We start from the raw sequence: 19,538 nt of genomic DNA, 5'->3' as shown, positions 1-19,538 counted from the left end.
AAAGTCGTGCAGCGCCGCATTGCCAGTGCGCGGGTCGTCCAGACCGTCCCAGCATTCGATAAAGCGATCCAACACATTCTCCCGAGCCGCGTATCATCCGCCACCCGGTAGAATCCATCTCACTCAAAACGCAAAATCCGGCTCACAAGGGCCGCCGAATTCCAAGTGCGATTCCCCTGCTGCGTGACCACGCCCCCGGAGCTGGTCCCCATGTTGGTTCCCGTTCGCGTACTGCCCGAAGACGGCGTGTCGCTCCACGGTCCGCCCCAATTGCTTGTCTTGCTCTGAGTGATCGAAGCGACATAATTCACGTCGACAAACCAATTCCTGTCGAGAAAATAGGTTGCGCCGACTGTCGCGCTGACGCCCCAAAGCCATTGGCTGAACGAATAGTTGCTGCCCTGGCCGATTCCCGTGATGCTCGTCGGCACGCCGACCACATCGGCAAATCCCGTTATCCGTTCGATTTGGGTCCGCGTCTGCGCCAGCGTCGGGCCTGCTCCAAGATAGACAAAGCTCTTCTCGAACGAATGACCAAGGAACGGAATCAGTGAAAACTGGCTGTTAACGGTCTGTCGATAGCTCTGGACGACATAATTTCCTGTAAAAGGCGTATACACACCGCCCTGCAAGAACCCTCCTGATTGCGGAATCAGCAAGTCATTGTTGGAGGAGCTGATTCCGAGATAAGTGTAGGACATCTTGACGCCGCCCATCCACGGGGTGTCATTGATGTGGGTGAAGTAGCCGCCCTGTATGACCGGCGCCAATGCCGAACTGTTGCTCAATGTGAGCCCCGTACCGCCGGCCGCCGTTCCGACGATTGGCGGCTGAAGGACTCCGAACGCATTGTAGTCAGCCGGGGTGTCCGAAGTTCCTCTACCATATACATTCTGATTGTTGAAGTTGACCGAGTTTGCACTGGCCCCGACACCGAGAAACAGACCGGAATGAGGGACGATGGATACGGCTGGAGGAGCATCAACAAATGTAATTGGTCTATCAGCCGCGAATGCCGGACTTACGCCGACAACGCTAACAAGTATAAGTATGTGTCTGGCGGCGTACATTCGCGGCATATCGGTTACTCCACTGTTTTTCGGCTTGTGAATGACATGACGAATTCTTTATTTCACTGCGACGACGGCGACGGATTGACAAGGAGGATTCGAAATCGTCGCCGATTGTGGTTGCCGATTGGTTGCGGGAGCGACGACGCGGCGATCGCGAACGGCGACTGTCGGGTCGATGAGGCGTCGACGACCGGACTCGGGAGGGCCGGTGATGGAGGTCTCGCCGGGATCCGGGCCACGATCACAAGACCCCCAGCCCGCGCGCGCCGGCGGTTGGTGTTCAGCGGCGGCCAGGTGTAGACTCCGGCCGCGGAGGCGAGCATGAACGGAACTCTGGAGCGTCCCCCGGCGCGGGCGTGGCGACGGCTCGACGTGGAAATCCTCGGCCGAATGTCCGAGGCCGGAATTCTGACCGACCCGCATCGCGTCGAGTTGCCCGCCGCGGCGCTGCCCGCGTGAAGGCGCGCCCGATCGCCCGGCCCGCCCGCGACGCCCGCCCCGCCTTCTCCCCCGTGATCCCTCTCCAGCCCGAGGTTGCACAATGGCTCGCCGCGCCCGCGACGTTCTGCTCGACATTCTTCGCGACGAAGGGATCACCCACGTGTTCGGCAATCCCGGCTCGACCGAGATGCCGCTGATGGACGCGCTGGTCGAGGCGCCCGACATCGTCTACGTCCTCGGCCTGCAGGAGGCGACCGCCGTCGCCATGGCGGACGGCTGGGCGCTGGCCTCGGGTCGGGCGGGCTTCGTCAACCTGCACGCCATGGGGGGCCTGGGCAACGCCATGGGCGTTCTCGTCGCCTCGAAGGCGAGCGAGACGCCGCTCGTGGTCACCGCGGGCCAGCAGGACACGCGGCACCTGATGACCGAGCCCTGGCTCTCCGGCGATCTCGTGGCGCTCGCGACGCCGGTGTGCAAATGGGCGAAGGAGGTGCGGCGCGGCGACGACGTCGGTCAGGCGCTGCGGCGCGCCTTCGCCATCGCCCGCACGCCGCCGCAAGGGCCGGTGTTCCTGTCGCTGCCGATGGACGTTCTCGACGAGCCGGTGAGCGGACGCACGCCGCCGGCCTCCGCGGCGCCGCGGCCCGGCCCTTCGCCCGAGGCGGCGCTGCTCGCCGAACGACTCGCCGGCCTCGACCCGGACCGCGTTCTGATCGTGCTCGGCGACGACCTCCCTGCTTCCGTCAGTCCGGGCCTCGTCGCCTTCGCCGCGGCGGGCGGATTTCCGGTCTGGGGCACGCAACTGACCTCGCGCGCCGCCTTTCCCTCGGACCATCCCTGCTGGGCCGGGGTGCTGAAACCCGACTTCGCGGTCATGCGCGAGCATTTCGAGGCCGCTGAGGCGATCGTGCTGGTCGGTGGCCGGGCGTTCGTCGCCTATCCCTATCGCGCCGCCGAACCGGTGCCGGAGGGCGTCGCGGTGCTGCACGTCGCCGACAACCCGGAAGCCTTCGGCCGCGAGCACGCCGCCGACATGGCCTTGCTCGGCGACATCGGCGCGACGCTGTTCGCCGCGGCGAAGCGGCTCGAGGCGCTCGTCGATCGGGGCGCGGTCGAAGCCAGGCTCGCGCGGAGGCGCGCGCGCATGCGCGCCGCGCACGAGGCGGCGCGTGAAGACATCCTCGCCGACCGCGGGACGCCGCTGACCCCGGACGCCGCGGTGCTGGCGGCGCTCGACGCCCTGCCTGCGGACACGCTGATTTCGAACGATTCGGCCGCCACCTTCGGCAAGGTGCAGGACCTGCTCAGCACCCGGCCCGGCCGCTATTTCTTCTCCCGCGGCGGCGTGCTCGGCTGCAACATGCCGGCCGCCGTCGGGGCCTCGCTCGCCGGCGCCGGCCTCGTCGCCTCGTTCGCCGGCGACGGCGGCGCGATGTACTCGCCCCAGGCGCTGTGGAGCGCCGCGCGCTACCGGGCGAAGGTGGTGTTCTTCGTGTTCAACAACCGCCGCTACGGCGTGCTGCAGAATGTGGCCAGGAGCCTCGGCTACGCCAATGCGGTCGCCGGCCGGTTCGTCGGCATGGACATCGCCGGCCCGGCGATCGACTTCCCCTCGCTCGCGGCCTCGATGGGCGTGCCGTCGGCGCGCGCCGACGACCGCGACGCGATCGCGGCGGCGGTGGCCGAAGCGGTCCGGCGCGAGGGTCCGTCGCTGATCGAGATCGCGATCCGGTGAAGGGGGAGCGCTGAAACTCAGCCCGCATCCCTGCGAAAGCGGGATGACGCCTGGAGGAAGATCCAAACCGCACGCGCTCCCCGTATCAAGTCTGGGCGGGCGTTTGCGAACGAGGACCACAATGACGAACGCGACCCGGCGCCGAATCGTTTGCGCGGTTTTGCTCGTGGGGCGGGCGTTCAGCCGGCGCACGCGATGGGCGGCGGCGGGCCGCCGGGCTGCATGATGCCGCTCACCTATTGCCGGGAGACCGTCTACAACAGAGGCGTCACCGACCCGACGCAATTCGAGGCGGAAGTCAAGAAACGCTTCGCCGACCCCGTCCATTATCCGACCGCTTACGACAAGCCCCGTTGGTAGGGAGCGCAAAAAAAACGGTTGCGGGGCTGATCCTCGCAAGATAGACGCACGAGCGCGTGGACTCGTCCGGTTGGCTCCGGATTGTTCGCCGTAAGCGTTTACGTCAACCAACGCACGCCCCTGTCGCGGGATCGACGGGTCGTGTTGCGGTTTGCAGCGCGATTCCTCCATTTTTGCCGGCAGGGCCTCCTTAGAAAGGGTTGCCCGTTGACGTGCTCTTCCACTCCGACCGCGCCTGTCCACGGGGACCGCGCCTTGCGCCTTGTTGTCTGGCTCACGCTGGCGCTTTTCCTCTCCTTTCTCTGCGTCGCGATGTCGCTTCCGGTGACGTCGGTCTTTGTCTCAACGCGACTTGGCTTCAGCAACGCGCTCGCGGGGCTGGCCGTCGGCGCGCCGTTTGCGTCCACCATTCTGACGCGCGGCCTGGCCGGGCGAATGTCCGATCATCGCGGCGGCAAATACTGCATGGTCCGGGGACTGGTCGTCTACGCGTTCGCAGCGCTTGTCTGCCTCGCAGCGAGTTGGCCGGGCGCGTCGGCCTCATTAGCGTACGGCGTTCTGATGGTCGGACGACTGCTGCTGGGACTTGGCGAAAGCCTGACGTTGGTCGGGCTGCTGTCGTGGGGCTTCGGCATCATGGGCCCGCAGGCCTCGGGCCGGGTGATCGCGCTGGTCGGCATCGGCATGTACGGCGCCTTCGCGGTCGGCGGCCCCGTCGGCCTCGCCCTCTTCGACCAGGCGGGTTTCGCCGGCGTCATGGGCGCAGCTGTGCTCGTCCCGCTGATCGGCCTCCTGATGGCGCTGCCGGTCCCGGCCGTCGTCCCCGCGGGCGGCGAGCGCCCGTCCTTCTGGCGCATCATCGGACGGATCTGGGATCCGGGTCTGGTTGTCGGCCTTCAGGGCGTCGGCTTCGCCGCGATCGGCGCCTTCATGCCGCTCCTGTTCCTGCACCGCGGCTGGTCCCACGCCGGTTTCGGCCTGACCTGCTTCGGCCTCGCCTTCGTGCTGATGCGCGTTGCGTTCGGTCATCTGCCCGACCGGATCGGCGGCGTCCCGGTGGCCCTTGCCTCGATGGCTATCGAGGCGGTCGGGCAATATCTTGTCTGGACAGCGAGCGCTCCGGTCGTCGCGTTTTCCGGCGCGTTTCTGACCGGGCTCGGCTGTTCCCTGATCTTTCCGGCGATGGGCGTGGAAGCGGTCCGGCGCGTCCCGCCGCACCTGCGCGGCACCGCGATCGGCGGCTTCGCCGCGTTCCAGGACCTGGCCTATGGGCTCACCGCGCCGGCGACAGGGCTGCTCGCCGACCGTTTCGGTTACGGCGTCGTGTTCCTGATCGGCGGACTGGCCGCGACCCTCGGATTTGCAACGGTGATCGCCATCGCCCGAAGGGATCGGGCGCAAATCGTCTGAACGCGCTCCCTCTCTTACGCCGGGCCGGCGATCCTCACGGCTTGGCGCAGGCGAAGGACGCCTCGCTCTCCGGATCGCCGCTGGCGTAGCGGGCGTAGGCCGGCCAGGGGCAGAGCGGGCGCGTGCGGCTCGGGCTCCAGGAGGCCGGCGTCTCCTTGTTCGCCGGATTGACGGAGGCGACGATCCGGTCGGGGGCCCTGCCTTTCTCGACCCAGTCGGTCAGCGCGGTCAGCGCGTCGAAATTGTCGAGCGCCACGCCGCCGTCGCAATGGGTCATGCCCGGCACGGCGAAGAGGCGCACGTTGTCGGCCGCCTTGCCGCCCGTGTTGGCGTCGAGCTTCTCCCACCAGCGGATCGTGTCGTTGATCGAGAACACCGGATCGGCCTGACCGTGGGTGACGACCATCTTGCGGTCGAGCGCGCGGAACTGTTCGAGCTTCGGATCGTCGACGCCCGGCGGGGTCATGAAGTCCATCGCCGAGTCCGGATAGGCGTCGGTCCTGGCGAAGATTTTTGGCGCGTCCTTGTCGAAGTCGAAGGCCAGGAGCCCCTTCATCAGCGCGTCGTTGGATCCGCCGATCTCGGTCGGCGGGGTGGTGAAGACATATTGCAGCGAGGCCGCGCCCATGGTGGCGATGATCGGGTAGAAGTTCCACGGCGGAATCGGGCTCTCGATCTTCCACATCCGCCAGTTGCCCGTGCCGACGCCGCCGTCGACCGGCCAGTCGCTGTAGAGCGCGTCGCCCTTGGTATTGTGCGGCCCGGCGAAGCTCATTGTCAGCGCCTCGACCTTGGCCTTGGGCAGGCAGCCGGCGCTCTCGCCGTCCTTGCACGCGAGACTGTCGAAGCGGAACGCCTTCTGGCAGGCCACGAGATTGGCGGTGATCCGGTCCTCGATCCCGTCGAGCTTGTCGCAGGCCGCGGTGATTGTTCGCGAGATCAGCGCCGCGTCGTCCTTGGTGATGGACTTGCGGATGTCGGGATCGGCCTTCACGAAAGCCTGCGCGTCCCAGGCGTGCTGGAGGGCGGCGCGCGGAAGGTCGAAGCCGGGATTGCCGACCAGGAACCCGTCATATTGCTCGGGCATCCGCGCCGCCGCGACCATGCCGTGGCGGCCGCCGTTGGAACAGCCGCCATAGTAGGAAAAGTCCGGCTTCCGGCCGTAATGCGCGGCGAGGATCGCCTTGGCGATCGGGGCGAGCGTCATATCCGCGGCATAGCCGTAATCGCGCCGCGCCTGGGGATCGAGACCGAAGGCGACGCCGGCGGCCAGCCCACGCGCAGCGTTCGCCGGATCGGCGCCGGAATGGCCGCCGTCCGAGGACAGCACCGCGAAGCCGCGCGCCAGCGCCGGAACGGCGCCCGCGGCGACGCCCTCAGCGGCGCCGCCGACCGCGGGCTTCACCTCGCCGTCGGCGCCGCCGTTGCCTTGATCGAGGAAGCGGCCGTTCCAGTCCGCCGGCAGGCGCAGCTCGAAGTCGATGGCGTAATGCCGGCCGTCGGCGCCGGTGCGGTCGTTGACCTTGCCCGTCAGGACGCAGGCGCGCGGCAGGCCGTCGCCGGCCTCCTGCATGGTCGCGCCGGTGATCGCGAGCCCGGGAATGGCGAGGTGTTCGGCGGTGACTTTCGAGCAGGGCTGGCCGTCCGCCGCCAGCGCAGCGCCGGTGAGAGCGAGCAAGGCGAGCGCGGCGACGGCGGGCGAAAGCGGATCGGCGGCGGAACGCTTGGCGGCGGGGCGGACCGCGAGCTCGTCCGGCCGGACCGTGTCCTGGGCGAGCGCCGCGCCTGCGCCCGCCAACGCCGCCGCAACCCCGGCGCCGCCAACCAGCGCCCGCCGGTCCAAACCGTTGGCGCCCGCGCAGGTCGCGCTCATGGCTATCCTCCCCTGTTTCTCGCTCGCGTCCGACGAATACGCGGCGCAGTCTGTTGAGAGGCCATCATGACGCGGACGCGCTGTCAACGGCTATGCGCGCGATGCAGAGGGTCGGCTCGAGCCTCACTCGAGATCTTCGCAGATCCAGACCTGCATCGATCCGGGAGCGCGGTTCGCCCAGAGGTAGTAGGGGATCGCCGTCAGGGTCGCGGGTTCTGCCCGCGGCGGCGTGGCCGTATAGAGCGCGCCTTCGGCATCGCCCGGCGTCAGCCTGCGGGCCGCGGCGGTCAGGGCGACCGCGCCGCCGATCAGGTCCGGGCGCCATTCCGCCGCGAGATCCGCGGCGCGCGGCAGGGTCAGGCTCTGGATCGCTCCGCCCGGGTTATCGGGCTCCTCGACGCAATAGATCAGCGGGCCGCGCCGAAGCGCCACGCGTCCGACGTCCATGCGGACGCTCGGGTGCGCGTAGAGCCGCTCGGGCGGCATCGGCAGTCGCAGGGCCACGACGTCGCCCGCGCTCCAGCGCCGGCGGACGGTCGCGTAGCCGCGCTCGACAAGAAGCGCGGCGTCATCGCCGTTGACCGTCGCCGTCGCCGCGCCCGCCCAGCCCGGCACGCGCAGCTTGAGGTCGAACGCGACCGGCTTTTCCGGGTCGATCGCGATCTCCACGTCGCCGGCCCACGGGTAGTCGCTGGTCTCGCGCAGCGCGACGCTGACGCCGCCGATCGTCGCCGTCGTCTCGAAGCCGCCGTAGAGATGAAAGGCGACGCCCGTCTCGCTCTCCGACAGCGCGTATCCCGCGACAGAGGCGACGAGGCGCGACACGTTCATCGTGCAACAGGGGCAGACATGCCAGGCCCAGCGCCGATGCTGGCCGCGGCTCTCGAGCGGGTTCGCGTAGAAGTAATGAGCGCCCTCGCGCGACAGTCCGGTCAGCGCGCCGTTGAACAGCGCAAGCTCCATCACGTCGGCGTAGCGGCCGTCGAGATCGAGATGGAGCATGCGCTGCGCCCAGAAGACGAGCGCGACGGAGGCGCAGGTTTCGGCGTAGGCGGTCTCGTTGGGCAGGTCGTAGGGCTCGGTGAAGCCCTCGTTCGACGCGTCGGGCCCGAGCCCGCCCGTGACATACATTTGCGCCGTCGTGACGTCGCGCCACAGCGCCTCGCAGGCGCGCTTCAGGCCCTCGTCATGGAGTTCGAAGGCGAGGTCGGCCATCGCCGAGGCCATATACATGCCGCGCACCGCGTGCCCGACCATCCTGGTCTGCTCGCGCACCGGACTATGCGACTGATTGTACTCGTAGGTCTTGGCCCAGTAGTCGGCCGGATCGTCGCCGCGCGCGAGCGCCTCAGCGGTGAAGTAGTGCGGCTCGCGCCCGCGCTCGTCGATGAAGTAGGAGGCGAGCGCGAGTCGCCGCTTGTCGCCGGTGAGGCGATAAAGCTTGACGAGCGCCAGCTCGATCTCCTGATGGCCGCAATAGCCGCGCTTCTGACCCGGCCCCGTCCCGAAGGTCGCGGCGATGTGGTCGACATAGCGCTCCATCAGGTCGAGCAGCTTGCGCTTGCCGGTCGCGCGGACGTAGGCGACCGCGCCTTCGAGCAGGTGGCCGGCGTTGTAGAGTTCGTGATTGTCGCGAAGGTTCGTCCATCGGTTCTCGGGCTCGCGCTCGTTGTACCAGCAGTTGAGATAGCCGTCGGACGACTGCGCCTTCTCCAGGTCGTCGACGATGGCGTCGATCTTGGCCTCGATATCGGGGTCGCGCCGGTGGGCGAGCGCGTAGCTCGCCGCCTCGATCCACTTGCCGACATCCGAATCCCAGAAGACCTGCATGGTGAAGTTGTGGCTGTTGCGGGGAATCGTCAGCGGCGGAACCGGCTTCGGCAGCGCGAGCGACGCGAGAATGCCGACCTCGGCGAGCTTGGCGTGCTGGCTCGGGATCGTGCGCTCGAGCACCGTGTCGAGCCGTTCGCGCCAGAACGGGCCGGTGATCCTCACGTCGGCGAAAGGAATCGGCGCATAGCGCGATGGGCTCATGGTCGTTCTCCTCTTCGTAGTTGCCTCACCTGGCGCCTCGTCCCTGTCGGGCGCGGTCGCTGACCGCGCCTGGCCGGGTCAGCGACCCGGCCCTAGAGAATGGCGCCGCAGGACGCCCGCACCACGAGCGAACACGGCAGCCGGCTGACGCCGCAGAGCTTCGAGCCGGCCATCATCTGAAGGAGCGCATCGCCCGCCGCCGTTCCGAGCGCGTCGAGGTTCATGTCGACGCTGGTGAGCGGCGGCCGGGCGCCAGACGTCATCACCTCCCAGTTGTCGAAGCCGACCACCGCGACGTCGCCAGGGACGGAGAGGCCAATCTCGTTGAGCGCGTCGAGCGCGCCCCGCGCGATCTGATCGTTGCCGCAGAAAAGCGCGTCGGGCGCCGCGGCGGGTCTCGCGAAAAGATCGCGAACCGCCTCGCGCCCCCATTCTTCCGACCAGCGGCCGGACCGGCAGGCGCCAGGCGGCGCGGCGAGGCCGGCGGAAGCCAGCGCCGCGCGAAAACCCTTCTCGCGCAGCCGAACCGCCTCGAAATGCTCCGGACCGGTGATATGAGCGATCCGCTTGCGGCCGAGCCGGGCGAGGTGTTCGACGGCTAGCCTGGCTCCGCCTTCGTCGTCGGGGAGAAGACAGAGCGCATCCGGATTGTCGACCCGCGCGAACACGTAGACCACCGGCAGGCCGCGCGCGGCAGGCTCGATCGGCTCTCTGCGGTCGGCGCGGCGCGCGGTGACGATGAGGCCGTCGACACGCTTGCGCAGCAGTTGATCGATGTGGCGCCGCTCGCGCGCCGGATCGTCGGTGGCGTTGCACATGAAGACGGCGATCCCGCTGTCGAACAGGCGTCTCTCGAGCGCCGCGACGATCGGGAACGTGAACCGGCCGTAGTTGTCGTTTGACAGAATCCCGACGGTCATCGAGCGCGCGCGATGCAGGCTCTGGGCCAGGTTGTTGGGCCGATAGTCGAGCTCCTCGGCGACCTTGAGCACCTTGGCCCGGGTCTTTGCGCTCAGTCGCCCATTGGCGTTGAGCGCCTTGGACGCCGTGCCGATCGAAACGCCGGCCAGCCGCGCGACGTCTCGGATCGTTCGCGCGCCCGGCGCACGAGCCTCCTCGTCGAGCTCCGGGTCGTCGCCGAGCCGATCGTTCATTTCACCCCGCCCGACAGCAGGCCGGAGATGTAGTAGCGCTGCAGCGCCAGGTAGACCGCGAGACAGGGCAGGATCGCGATCATGATGCTGGCCTGCAGGGCGCCCCAGTCGACCGCGCCGTGATGGCCGATCTGCACGCTGACCAGAAGGATCGGCACAGTGAAGGAGGATTCGCGGTTCATGAAGATCAGCGCGGCCAGAAACTCGTTCCAGGAATTGATGAAGGCGAACAGCGCCACCGTGACGATCGCCGGCAGCGCGAGCGGCAAAAAGATATGGATCAGGCGGCTCAAGGACGAACAGCCGTCGAGCATCGCGGCTTCCTCGATCTCGCGCGGGATCGCCTCGAAGCTGTTGCGCATGAGGTAGATCGAAAACGGCAACTGCAAGATGGTGTGGACGATCGCCAGGCCGACGCGGGTATTGACCAGCCCGACCTTGGCGAAGTCGAGATAGAGGGGCGTCAGCAGGGCCTGGTAAGGGATCATGATCGGCGCGAGCAGAAGAAGGAACGCGACCTCCTTGCCGCGCATGTCGAAGCGGGCGAGGCCGTAGCCGGCGGGCGCGGCGAGCGCGATGCAGGCGACGATCGTCATCAGCGCGACGAGGCCGGAATTGGCGACATAGGTCGCAAGCCCGGCCTCGTAGCCGATGACCTTGAAGTAGTTGTCCGCGCTCAGGGCCTGCGGAAGATAATGGGGCGGGATCGCGGAAGCGTCGGCGGGCGTCTTGATCGAGGCGAGGAACGACAGCGCGAGCGGCGCGCCCATGACGGCGATGACTCCGACGCAGGCGGCGGAGGCCAGGAGCGCCGACGGGGCGAGGCGTTTGCGCCGGGCTGGCAAGGCGCGCGCGCCCGTGGCGACGACGGCCGCAGTCATGGCTCCGCCCCCCGCGCCGTCAGCGCGATCTGCACAGCCGAAAGGACGAGAATGATCAGCATCAGCACGATCGACAGCGCGGCGCCATAGCCGAGCCGGAACGAGACGAACGAGCTCTGATAGATCGAGTAGACGGCGGTGAAAGTCTGCCCGCGCGGACCGCCGGACGTCATGATGTAGAACTGGTCGAAGGCGAGCATCGAGCCGATGGCGCTGACCAGCGTCGTCAGCAGAAGCACGCGACGACAGAGCGGCAGGATGATCAACCGCACGCGCGCCCAATAGCCGGCGCCGTCGACCAGGGCGGCCTCCAGAATGTCGGAATGAATCGCCTGGATCCCCGAAACGAACAGCACCATGCCGAAGCCGACGACCTTCCATGTGATCGCGATCACGACGGCCCAGAAGGCGAGGTCGGCGCTGACGAACCATACCATCGGCTCGCGGATCACATGCAAATCGACCAGCAGCCGGTTGAACAGGCCGACTCGCTCGTCGAACAGCCAGAACCACAGGAGGCTCGAACTCGACAGGCCGATGACGACCGGAAGGAAGACAATCGTGCGCGTCAAGCGCTTGAGCGGCGTGTTGTCCGAGACAAGCAGCGCCAGCGCAAAGCCGAGCCCCATCAGGATCGGCGTCAGGACGAGGGTGTATTTGACGGTGAACAACAGCGCGCGCCAGAATCCGGAATCGTGCCAGATCTTCACGTAATTGGCGAAGCCGATGAACCGCCCGCCACCGAGCAGCGAACGGTCCGTCATCGACGTCGCCGCGAGCTGCCCGAGCGGCGCAATCACGAAAAGGGCGACGAACAGGAGCGCGGGCGCCAGAAAGAGCCAGCCCTGCGCCTGTCCTCTTGATCGCGAACGCGCCATGTCGAGGCTCCGGGGTGAGCCTTATTCACCGGCGATCTCTTTCATCTTCTGGCGCGCTTCGGCGATCGCCCCGTCCACGTCGCCGTCGAAGATGGCGCGCTGGAACATGTTGATCCAGGGGCTCGAATCCGAGTTCACCATATCGGCGAAATGATAGACCCACGGCACGTAGCCGATGCCGAGCGCCTTCGCCGTCGTCACGACGCGCGGGTCGGCGGCGAAATACTTGTTGTCGGCGAGCGCGGGACGAGACGGGAGAATGTTGTTCTTGGCCAGCCCCTCGAGCTGCGCCTCGTCGGTCAGCTCCCAGGCGATGAATTTCTTGGCGAGATCGAGATGCTTCGAGCCGGCCGGTATCGCGACGACATCGCCGCCGACGAAGGAAGACGCCTGACCCTCTTTCGCGCCGGGCAGGAAGGTCACGCCGAAATCGAGGTTCGGCGCATTCTTCTTCAGTTCGGAAAGGAGAAAGCCGCCAGTTCCCTGGACGCCGATCTTGCCCGTCATGAACTCGCTGGTGAAATTGGCGCCGTTGTCGGCCTGGGCGTTCTTCGGGATCAGGCCCTCGTTCCACATCGCCTTGAACGCTTCGAGCACGTCCTTGACGCCCTCGCCAGTCAAGGCGTCGTCGTTACCGTTGGCGGGCAGAATTTTCGATCCTGCCGCCACCATCATCGGCGACGAGGTAAAGATGTTGCAGCCGGGGCAGGCCCCGGAAAAATAGAAGCCATAGACGTCGCCGCCGAGCGCGCGCACTTTCTTGGCGTCCTCGTGGATCTCGCCGATCGTGCGCGGCGGCTTTTCAGGATCGAGTCCAGCCTTCTTGAACAGGTCCTTGTTCCAGACCAGGATCGACACGTCCGGCGTGAAGCCCGCGCCGTAGATCTTGCCCTCGTAGGTCGCGATGTCCTTGTAGGCTTGGGCGACGGAGGCGTAGTTGGGATCGGCCTTGAGGTCGGCCGTCAGGTCGACGAGAAAACCCGCCTTCATGAAATCGGGCATGTAGATGAGGTCGAACGACACCAGGTCGGGGACCTCGCGGGCCTGGACGCCGGTCGCGAGCTTGGTCACCATCTGGTTGTCCGGGATGGTGGTGAGCTCGATCTTGTCGGGATGGGTGGCGTTCCACAGATCGACGAGATGGGCGGCCGCATTGGTTCCGCTCGCCCTCACCCACATCGTGGCGGTGTCGGCCGAGGCGACGCCGGACAGCGCCGTCGATCCGATAAGCGCGGCCGCAAGAACGGCCCAGGTTTTCCGAGTGAACATGTGTATTCCCTCCCTGAAATGGTGACTTTTTCGTCCCTTCGCAAAGCTTCCTTCCCGTCATACAGCGTGGGAAAAGCTTTTCCCAGAGTCATACGCGTTCTCCGGGCGATCGACAAGCCCTGCGCGCCGCCGCCGCTCACATGTCTGCGGCGGCGGAGGGCGCGCCCGGCCCCGCTCAGGCTCTTGATATGTTCGCCTCGATCGCCGGCGGGCGCCGGAGCGTCTGCAGCACGACGCAATAGCGCTCAGTGAGTTTGAGCAGGGTGTCGAGCTGGTCCTGCTGCGCGTCGGTGTCGAGTTCGAAAGTCAGGCGGATGTCGGTGAATCCGACGGCCGCGTCCCTGGCGACCCCGAGCGTGCCGCGGAAGTCGAGGTCGCCTTCGGCGAGAACCCGGCCCGAGCGCAGCGGGATCGCCAGCGCCGTCGCCACCGCCTTCAGGGTGACGCCGGCGCAGGCGACCAGCGCCTCGAGCAGCATGTCGCCGGAGCACAGTTCGAGCCCGCTGCCTCCGGTCGCGGGATGAAGCCCCGCCGCCGCCAGCGCGCGGCCGGTCTCGACCTTGCAGGCGATCGCATCGGAGTCGAGTTCGCCCCTCGCCTTCAGGGTGACGCGCGCGGCGTCGGCGTCGGCGCGGTAGGCGTCTTTCAGCGGCGCCTGCAGCGCGCGCAAATCGTCGGCGTTCATGGTCGGTCTCCTCCCTTTGGGAGCGCCACCTTGCCCCGAACCGCGCCGGGCGCGCAAACAACCGCGAGCGCTCCGGGCGCGCTTGTGGCCCGGCCGGCGGCAGGCTACGTCTTGGGCCCATGACCCACATCGGCTTCTTCTCCGGCTCCTTCGACCCGATGACCAACGGGCATCTCGACGTCATCGAGCAGGCCGCCTGGCTCTGCGACCGCCTGGTGGTCGGGGTCGGCTCCAACCCGAACAAGGTCGGCCTGTTCTCCGTGGAGGAACGGCTGGCGCTGATCCGCGAGGCGGCGGGTCCCATTGTGGACGGTTCGAGCTGCGCGCTCGACGTGATCAGCTTTTCCGGGCTGGCGGTGGACGCGGCGCGCGACGCGGGCGCGACCCTGATCGTGCGGGGCCTGCGCGACTCGACCGACTTCAACTACGAAATGCAGATGGCCGGCATGAACCGGGCCATGGCGCCGGATCTGCGCACCATCTTCGTGCCGGCCTCCTCGCCGGTGCGCCCGATCACCGCCACGCTCGTCCGCCAGATCGCCTCGATGGGCGGCGACGCCTCCGCGTTCGCGCCCCCGAGCGTGGTCGCGGCGCTGAAGACGAAGTTCTCCGCCCGACGGGCGTGATTCACCACGAAAGACACGAAGATACCCGAAGCCTTCGTGTCCCTTGGTGTCCTTGGTGGTGAAAAGTTTTTTCGCCCCGGAGCGCTGGCGCCGTGATTGGCGCCGTGATAGTTAAGCATGTGCTTAACAATCAGGACGCGCTCGACCGAGCTTTTCACGCCCTCGCCGATCCGACCCGGCGCACGATCCTCGAACGGCTGGCGCGCGAACCGGTCTCGGTCGGCGCGCTGGCGAAGCCGCTCGCGATGTCGCTCCCGGCGGTGATGCAGCACCTCTCGGTGCTGGAGGCGGCGGGGCTCGTTCGCTCGGAAAAGTCGGGCCGGGTGCGGATGTGCCGGGTCGAGCCCGAAGCGCTGAGCCGCGCCGAACGATGGATCAACGACAGGCGGACCGAATGGGAACACCGCCTCGACCGGCTGGGCGCCTACCTTTCGACCCTGACCGACGAAGGAGAACCCCATGGATGAGACTGCCGCGCCAAGGCCGGCGCCGGTTCGAATATCGCGCACCGTCCACGCCTCGCGCCAGCGGGCCTTCGCCGCCTTCAGCAGCGCGGAGGCCGTGAAACGCTGGTTCGCTCCGGCCGGCTTCACCATTCCCGAAGCCAGGGTCGAACTCGTCGTCGGCGGCCCGTTCGAAGTGCTGATGCGCTCGCCCGCGGGCGAAGAGCACTGGGCGCGCGGCGTCGTCAGGGAAGCGTCGCCGTTCGGCCGGCTGGCGATCGACTTTACGGTCGAGGAGCCGAACGGCCGCGCCCTGTTTCGCGCCTTCACGGAGATCGATTTCTCCGAAACGCCCGGCGGGACGCGGCTCGACGTGACGCAGAGCTACACGGTCCTCGACCCCGAGGCGGCCTGGATGGCGGAAGGCGCTCCCAAGGGCTGGGCGCAGACGCTCGACAATCTGTCCGACGAACTCCTGCGCCTCGAGGCCAGGCGCTCCGTCGCTTACGGCGTCTTCACCGTCGAGCGCACGTACGCCGCGCCGGTCGCGCGCGTCTGGCGGGCGCTGTCCGACCCGGACGCGAAGTCCAGATGGTTCGGCGGGTCGGCCAGCGAGTGGGACGCGCTCGAGCGCAGCATGGACTTCCGCGTCGGCGGAAGCGAGCGCGCGTCGGGCCGCTGGAAGAACGGCGTCGTCTCCGCCTTCGACGCCGTCTACCACGACATCATTCCCGAAGCGCGCATCGTCTACAGCTACGTGATGTGGCTCAACGACGCGAAGATCTCCGTCTCGCTCGCCACGATGGAGCTTTCCGCGCAAGGCCCCGGCCGCGCGACCCTGAAGGTCACGGAACAGGGCGCGTTCCTCGACGGCTACGACGACGACGGCTCGCGCGAGCGCGGCACGGCCTTCCTGCTCGACCGGCTCGGGGCGACGCTGGACTAGCGCGGTCCTCGCGGCCGATTGCGAACGTCGCCGCCGGCGCGGTCGCCGATCGCGCCGGCCGCGCTCGCGGAAGGGCGCGTCTCGGCTCGCCGGGCGGGCGCGGCGGCGGCGTTCCGCGCCGGCATCGTCGCCCCCGACCGCGCCAGTTCGTTGTTTCTCGCGGCGTTGTCGCGCTTGTCACGGCGCAAGCGTTTTGCTAGACGACGCGCCTCCGCTTCGCGCCGCGTGGCGCGGGGCTTCCGTGCGGTCATGGCGGAATTGGTAGACGCGCTAGCTTGAGGTGCTAGTTCTTTAACCGGAGTGGAGGTTCGAGTCCTCTTGACCGCACCATCGTTTCCAAAGCCGCGCGCGTTTGTGAGCGGCTTCCCGGCGAGGCGGCGCTGGCCGAAGCCGTCGGGACGGGGGCCGCGTCGGAAAACGGAAGGTCGATGTCCGAGGCGGGGCCGCGCCGACGTCACAGCTTCCACGGAAACTCGACGGCGTCCGGTTCGCTCGCCCTCTCCATCATCCGGCCGGCGCCGTCCGCTCCCACCCGCTGGCTGAACTTTCCGATTCGATCGCTGATTTCGCGCGCCCTGACCTCGTGGATCGTCCCCCGGGTCGCCATGAACGTCACATGCGCGAGCTGATCGAGAAGATCGATCGCTTCGAGAAGGTCGTCACGCTTCAAGCTGGCCCCCTGTCTGGCCGCCCCCGCCGAGCCGTTTTTGAATTTTATTTCATCCAGACCGGATGTGCCGCACGACCCGTTTGAATTCCGTTAAAGCCGGATGCGCGTCCACTTCCAGCGGCTCCACCGTCCGCTGTCAGGCTTGCCCGATCCTCGAGGCTTCGAAGGCGCCGCCCCTCTCGCCGCCCGTGTCTCGCCTCCCGCGTCGTCGGCGACCGCTGCGGAAACCAGCCCGGCGTAAGGCGAACCCCGGACCCTGCCGGCGGGGCGACCGATGCGGGAATCGCAGCCTCGCGAGCGGAGGCATTCGAAATGGACGCGAACGGACGGGGTCGCGGTTGCGACGACTTGGGCGAAATCGTCTTGGACGTCGTGCTGGACGCGGGCGATCGCGGCGTGAAGACCTTCGACACGCTCCTGGAAAAGACGGCGCGCGAACTGGAGCGGCGGGCGGGGCTCGACACGGCGCCCAACCCGTTTTCGCTCCACCCCGCCACACGGCTGCCGCCGGGCGATTCGGAGCGGGCGCTCGAAACGGGCTGGGATCTCGCCCGCCGGGGGATCGCGACCTTCTGTCCCGACGCGCCGACGTCCGGCTGGCCCGGCCTCAGGCGCAGCCGCGCCCGTCCTGCGCCGGGGCGAGGTCCCGATCCCGATTGCTCGGACCGGAGGCTTGCGAAAACCCTGCCTCTCGAGGCGGGCGGCGTCTCTCATGACGCTCTCGTCTACCTCAGGGAGGCGGCGGCGGCCTTCTACATGGATTGCCTGCTCTCGGCCGCCGTCCTGCTCGCCTTGGCCGCCGAGGGCGAGTTCCTGAGACTGCTCGCCGCCGCGAAAGCCAGCGCGGCCTGGGGCGGGCGTTTCCGGCGCATTGGCGACGGGCAGACGCTCGCAGCGAAAATCGCGCAATTCAGGACCGCGATGGCCGAGATCCGCGCCGGCTTGCCGGAGGCCGCGACCGAGGACCTGGACGCCAACCTGGAAGCGATCCAGTCGGTGATCCGGGCGGCGCGGGACGAATCGGGCAAGCCGCTCGGCGCGCGCCCCCCGTCGCGCGACCAGGTCTACCTCCATCTTACCCTGTTCATCCCCTTCGCCAGGCAGGCCGCGCGTCTGCGTCGGGACTTCAACGAACGCCCCGGGGCGCGGCTGCTTCGGCTTCGCTGACCGACGACGGTTCCCGAGCGGCGCGGAGAGCGCGGCGGAGGGCAGGGCCGCCCCCCGGCGTCGCCCTTCCGGGCGCCGCGCCCGGGTCAGGCCGACGACCAGGGGAGCGGTCATCAACCGGTCTCGTCAATCTCGAAGCGGGAGAGCACCATGACGTCGCTGGCGCACGAGCATAGCTACGAGGAGTTGCGGGAAATCGTCATCGATCTCCTGCTGAACGCGCGCGACAACGGCGTGGACAGGTTCGAGAGGATTCTCGAGCAGGCCGCGCTGGCGTTGTCCCGAAAGGACGGAAGCGACTCCCGACAGCACGGGGTCGACCCGGGGCCTGTCCGACTGCGCCAGGAAGACGGCGAACTCATCCTGGAGATCGTCTGGGACCTGTTCCGTCAGGGCGTCGTGACGTTCGGACTGAACGCCGCCAACCCGGGCTGGCCCTGGCTGCGGCTCAGTCGTTTTGGCGAATGCGCCCTGCAGCACGGCCTCTATCGATTTCACAACAAATTCGAGTTTATGAAGGCGCTTCATTCCGAGGCGATCGATCTCTCCCCCGACGCCGTCGTCTATCTCAGGGAAGCCGTCACCGCCTTCTACGCGGGTTGTCTGCTCTCGGCGTGCGTGTTGCTCGGCGTCGCGGCGGAAGCCGAGTTCCTGCGCTTGCTCGAGACCGCCAGGGACAGCCGGACCCACGGCAAGCACTTCACCCGCGTCGGCGACGGTTCGAACATTCGCGCCAGGGTCATGCGGTTCGGGGAAGCCGTCAAGCCGGTTCTCTCGCTATTGCCCGGGCAGGAGGCGAGCGACGCCATGGAGGCCTTGACCACCCTGCAGTCCATCCTCCGGGTCACGCGAACCGAGCAGGGCCATCCCTCCGGCGCCAGTCCGCCCTCGCGCGACCAGGTGTACGTCTACCTGCAACTCTTCATCCCGTTCGCCGAGCAGTTGACCCGGCTCAGGCGCACATTGGCCGAGGCCGACTACCCGCGCCTCGTCGCCGCGCCATGATCGATGGCGAGGCGACGCCGCAACGAGTCCGCCCGCGGCAGGCGCGGTTGTAGATCGACCTTGATAAAACCTAAAGTTGTGTTAACTTGAGAGGTGCGGCGTTCGAAACGACGCCTCGCGAAGCGGGTGAGCAGCCTTTCGCGTAGATTCGGTCTGAAACCGATCAGGCAAAAATGGGCGTTTTCCTACCAGGCTATTGTCGCGCTGGACTTCGTTTTTATTTCGCAGCTTTTTTTCGAAATGTTTCGAGACAAATCGACTGCATTGCTGAACAGGGTTGAAGACAACTTCTGCGTACGATCCACCTGCGACTATTCCAACAGAGCGTCGGCGTCCGCCATTGCCAGCGGGCGCGCGCGCAGGCGAGGGGGTGCGAGGATGTGGACAGAGCAGACCGTCGAGACGCTCAGGAAATTCGCGCTCGAAGGGCGAAGCGCCGCATGGATCGCGGCGGCGCTCGGCGCGCCTTCGCGCAGCGCTGTGATCGGCAAGGCCAATCGCATCGGGATCAAGCTCAACGGCGCGCGCTCGGGGCTGGGCGGAGAAGACGCCCCGGCGCCGGCGCCGGCGCTCTGCTGGGGCCGGGCGCCGCCCCCGGCCCGCAAGCCGCGGCCGCAGGCGCGCGAAGACTCCGTCCCCCGGCCCCGAGACCGCGTTCCGGCTGTCGCGAGGGAAAAACGGAGGGCCGGTCGATCGGCGTTCGCGCACGCGGTGGTCGAGGAGATGCGCCGGATCGGACTTGCCGAGATCGGCGAAACCGAGTGCCGGTGGCCGCTCGGCGACCCCGGGCAGGATGATTTCGCCTATTGCGGTCTTCCGGTCGCGAGGGGTCGCGCCTATTGCGCGGGACATTGTCGCCTGATCTATCGGGCGCCGAACCCGTGACCG

General features: G+C 67.7%; 19 protein-coding genes and 1 tRNA gene. 11 read left to right on the top strand and 9 right to left on the bottom strand.

Translation table 11 applies throughout. The features are described 5' to 3' along the window. Positions 1-119 precede the first annotated feature (119 nt). Positions 120-788: a hypothetical protein gene (locus tag DFR50_RS07385; protein ID WP_147262677.1), complete on the bottom strand. Its 669-nt coding sequence runs from the start codon at positions 786-788 to the stop codon at positions 120-122. A 606-nt stretch (positions 789-1,394) separates the two neighbouring features. Between DFR50_RS07385 and DFR50_RS31950 the strand changes: the two genes are divergently transcribed. From DFR50_RS31950 to DFR50_RS07375, 4 genes are all read left to right on the top strand, one after another. Then, positions 1,395-1,532: a hypothetical protein gene (locus tag DFR50_RS31950; protein WP_170153093.1), complete on the top strand. Its 138-nt coding sequence runs from the start codon at positions 1,395-1,397 to the stop codon at positions 1,530-1,532. Positions 1,533-1,614: 82 nt separating this feature from the next. Then, entirely contained in the window at positions 1,615-3,249 is a 1,635-nt protein-coding gene (locus DFR50_RS07380; protein ID WP_113888551.1) for a thiamine pyrophosphate-binding protein, read from the top strand. A 150-nt stretch (positions 3,250-3,399) separates the two neighbouring features. Then, positions 3,400-3,609, top strand: coding sequence for a hypothetical protein (locus DFR50_RS31240; protein ID WP_147262676.1), 210 nt, complete (start codon positions 3,400-3,402; stop codon positions 3,607-3,609). Positions 3,610-3,816: 207 nt separating this feature from the next. Continuing rightward, the gene (locus tag DFR50_RS07375; RefSeq protein WP_113888550.1) at positions 3,817-5,019 is read left to right on the top strand and encodes an arabinose transporter; all 1,203 of its coding nucleotides are present in this window, start codon (positions 3,817-3,819) and stop codon (positions 5,017-5,019) included. A 34-nt stretch (positions 5,020-5,053) separates the two neighbouring features. On the opposite strand, the gene DFR50_RS07370 is transcribed toward DFR50_RS07375, so the two are convergent. The 7 genes from DFR50_RS07370 to DFR50_RS07340 form a co-directional block, all read right to left on the bottom strand. Further along, the gene (locus tag DFR50_RS07370; protein ID WP_113888549.1) at positions 5,054-6,892 is read right to left on the bottom strand and encodes a tannase/feruloyl esterase family alpha/beta hydrolase; all 1,839 of its coding nucleotides are present in this window, start codon (positions 6,890-6,892) and stop codon (positions 5,054-5,056) included. A 123-nt stretch (positions 6,893-7,015) separates the two neighbouring features. Next, positions 7,016-8,926 carry a glycoside hydrolase family 127 protein gene (locus tag DFR50_RS07365; RefSeq protein ID WP_113888548.1) on the bottom strand — a complete coding sequence of 637 codons (1,911 nt, stop codon included), beginning with the start codon at positions 8,924-8,926 and terminating at the stop codon, positions 7,016-7,018. Positions 8,927-9,018: 92 nt separating this feature from the next. Continuing rightward, entirely contained in the window at positions 9,019-10,080 is a 1,062-nt protein-coding gene (locus DFR50_RS07360; protein WP_113888547.1) for a LacI family DNA-binding transcriptional regulator, read from the bottom strand. Beyond that, complete coding sequence (locus DFR50_RS07355) at positions 10,077-10,961, bottom strand: carbohydrate ABC transporter permease (protein WP_113888546.1); 885 nt, start codon at positions 10,959-10,961, stop codon at positions 10,077-10,079. Before DFR50_RS07355 ends, DFR50_RS07360 begins: the two co-directional genes overlap by 4 nt. Then, a complete protein-coding gene (locus DFR50_RS07350; protein ID WP_113888545.1) occupies positions 10,958-11,839 on the bottom strand; it encodes a carbohydrate ABC transporter permease in 882 nt (293 codons plus the stop codon). Before DFR50_RS07350 ends, DFR50_RS07355 begins: the two co-directional genes overlap by 4 nt. A 21-nt stretch (positions 11,840-11,860) precedes the next feature. Next, positions 11,861-13,108, bottom strand: coding sequence for an ABC transporter substrate-binding protein (locus DFR50_RS07345; RefSeq protein WP_113888544.1), 1,248 nt, complete (start codon positions 13,106-13,108; stop codon positions 11,861-11,863). A gap of 175 nt (positions 13,109-13,283) precedes the next feature. After that, on the bottom strand, positions 13,284-13,793 hold the full coding sequence (locus tag DFR50_RS07340) for an OsmC family protein (protein WP_113888543.1): 510 nt from the start codon (positions 13,791-13,793) through the stop codon (positions 13,284-13,286). Between the two features lie 119 nt (positions 13,794-13,912). On the opposite strand from DFR50_RS07340, the gene coaD reads away from it, so the two are divergent. From coaD to DFR50_RS07315, 4 genes are all read left to right on the top strand, one after another. Continuing rightward, the gene (coaD, locus tag DFR50_RS07335; protein ID WP_113888542.1) at positions 13,913-14,419 is read left to right on the top strand and encodes a pantetheine-phosphate adenylyltransferase; all 507 of its coding nucleotides are present in this window, start codon (positions 13,913-13,915) and stop codon (positions 14,417-14,419) included. A 119-nt stretch (positions 14,420-14,538) separates the two neighbouring features. After that, positions 14,539-14,886, top strand: coding sequence for an ArsR/SmtB family transcription factor (locus DFR50_RS07330; RefSeq protein WP_113888541.1), 348 nt, complete (start codon positions 14,539-14,541; stop codon positions 14,884-14,886). Beyond that, positions 14,879-15,808, top strand: coding sequence for an SRPBCC family protein (locus DFR50_RS07325; protein WP_113888540.1), 930 nt, complete (start codon positions 14,879-14,881; stop codon positions 15,806-15,808). The genes DFR50_RS07330 and DFR50_RS07325 overlap by 8 nt, the downstream gene beginning before the upstream one ends. 243 nt (positions 15,809-16,051) lie before the next feature. After that, a tRNA-Leu gene (locus tag DFR50_RS07315) sits at positions 16,052-16,138 on the top strand. Between the two features lie 124 nt (positions 16,139-16,262). On the opposite strand, the gene DFR50_RS07310 is transcribed toward DFR50_RS07315, so the two are convergent. Next, positions 16,263-16,478 carry a hypothetical protein gene (locus tag DFR50_RS07310; protein WP_113888538.1) on the bottom strand — a complete coding sequence of 72 codons (216 nt, stop codon included), beginning with the start codon at positions 16,476-16,478 and terminating at the stop codon, positions 16,263-16,265. Positions 16,479-16,841: 363 nt separating this feature from the next. Here DFR50_RS07310 and DFR50_RS07305 point away from each other — a divergent pair, with 363 nt between their 5' ends. From DFR50_RS07305 to DFR50_RS07295, 3 genes are all read left to right on the top strand, one after another. Then, positions 16,842-17,645, top strand: coding sequence for a hypothetical protein (locus DFR50_RS07305; protein ID WP_147262675.1), 804 nt, complete (start codon positions 16,842-16,844; stop codon positions 17,643-17,645). A 150-nt stretch (positions 17,646-17,795) separates the two neighbouring features. Then, complete coding sequence (locus DFR50_RS07300; RefSeq protein WP_113888536.1) at positions 17,796-18,650, top strand: hypothetical protein; 855 nt, start codon at positions 17,796-17,798, stop codon at positions 18,648-18,650. Between the two features lie 378 nt (positions 18,651-19,028). Then, entirely contained in the window at positions 19,029-19,535 is a 507-nt protein-coding gene (locus tag DFR50_RS07295; protein WP_170153092.1) for a GcrA family cell cycle regulator, read from the top strand. Positions 19,536-19,538: the final 3 nt, after the last annotated feature.

The organism is Roseiarcus fermentans (genome assembly GCF_003315135.1).
In the GTDB taxonomy this organism is placed as follows: domain Bacteria; phylum Pseudomonadota; class Alphaproteobacteria; order Rhizobiales; family Beijerinckiaceae; genus Roseiarcus; species Roseiarcus fermentans.
Note: the sequence above shows the minus strand (reverse complement) of the source record. Positions and strands in the feature narration are given on the sequence as shown.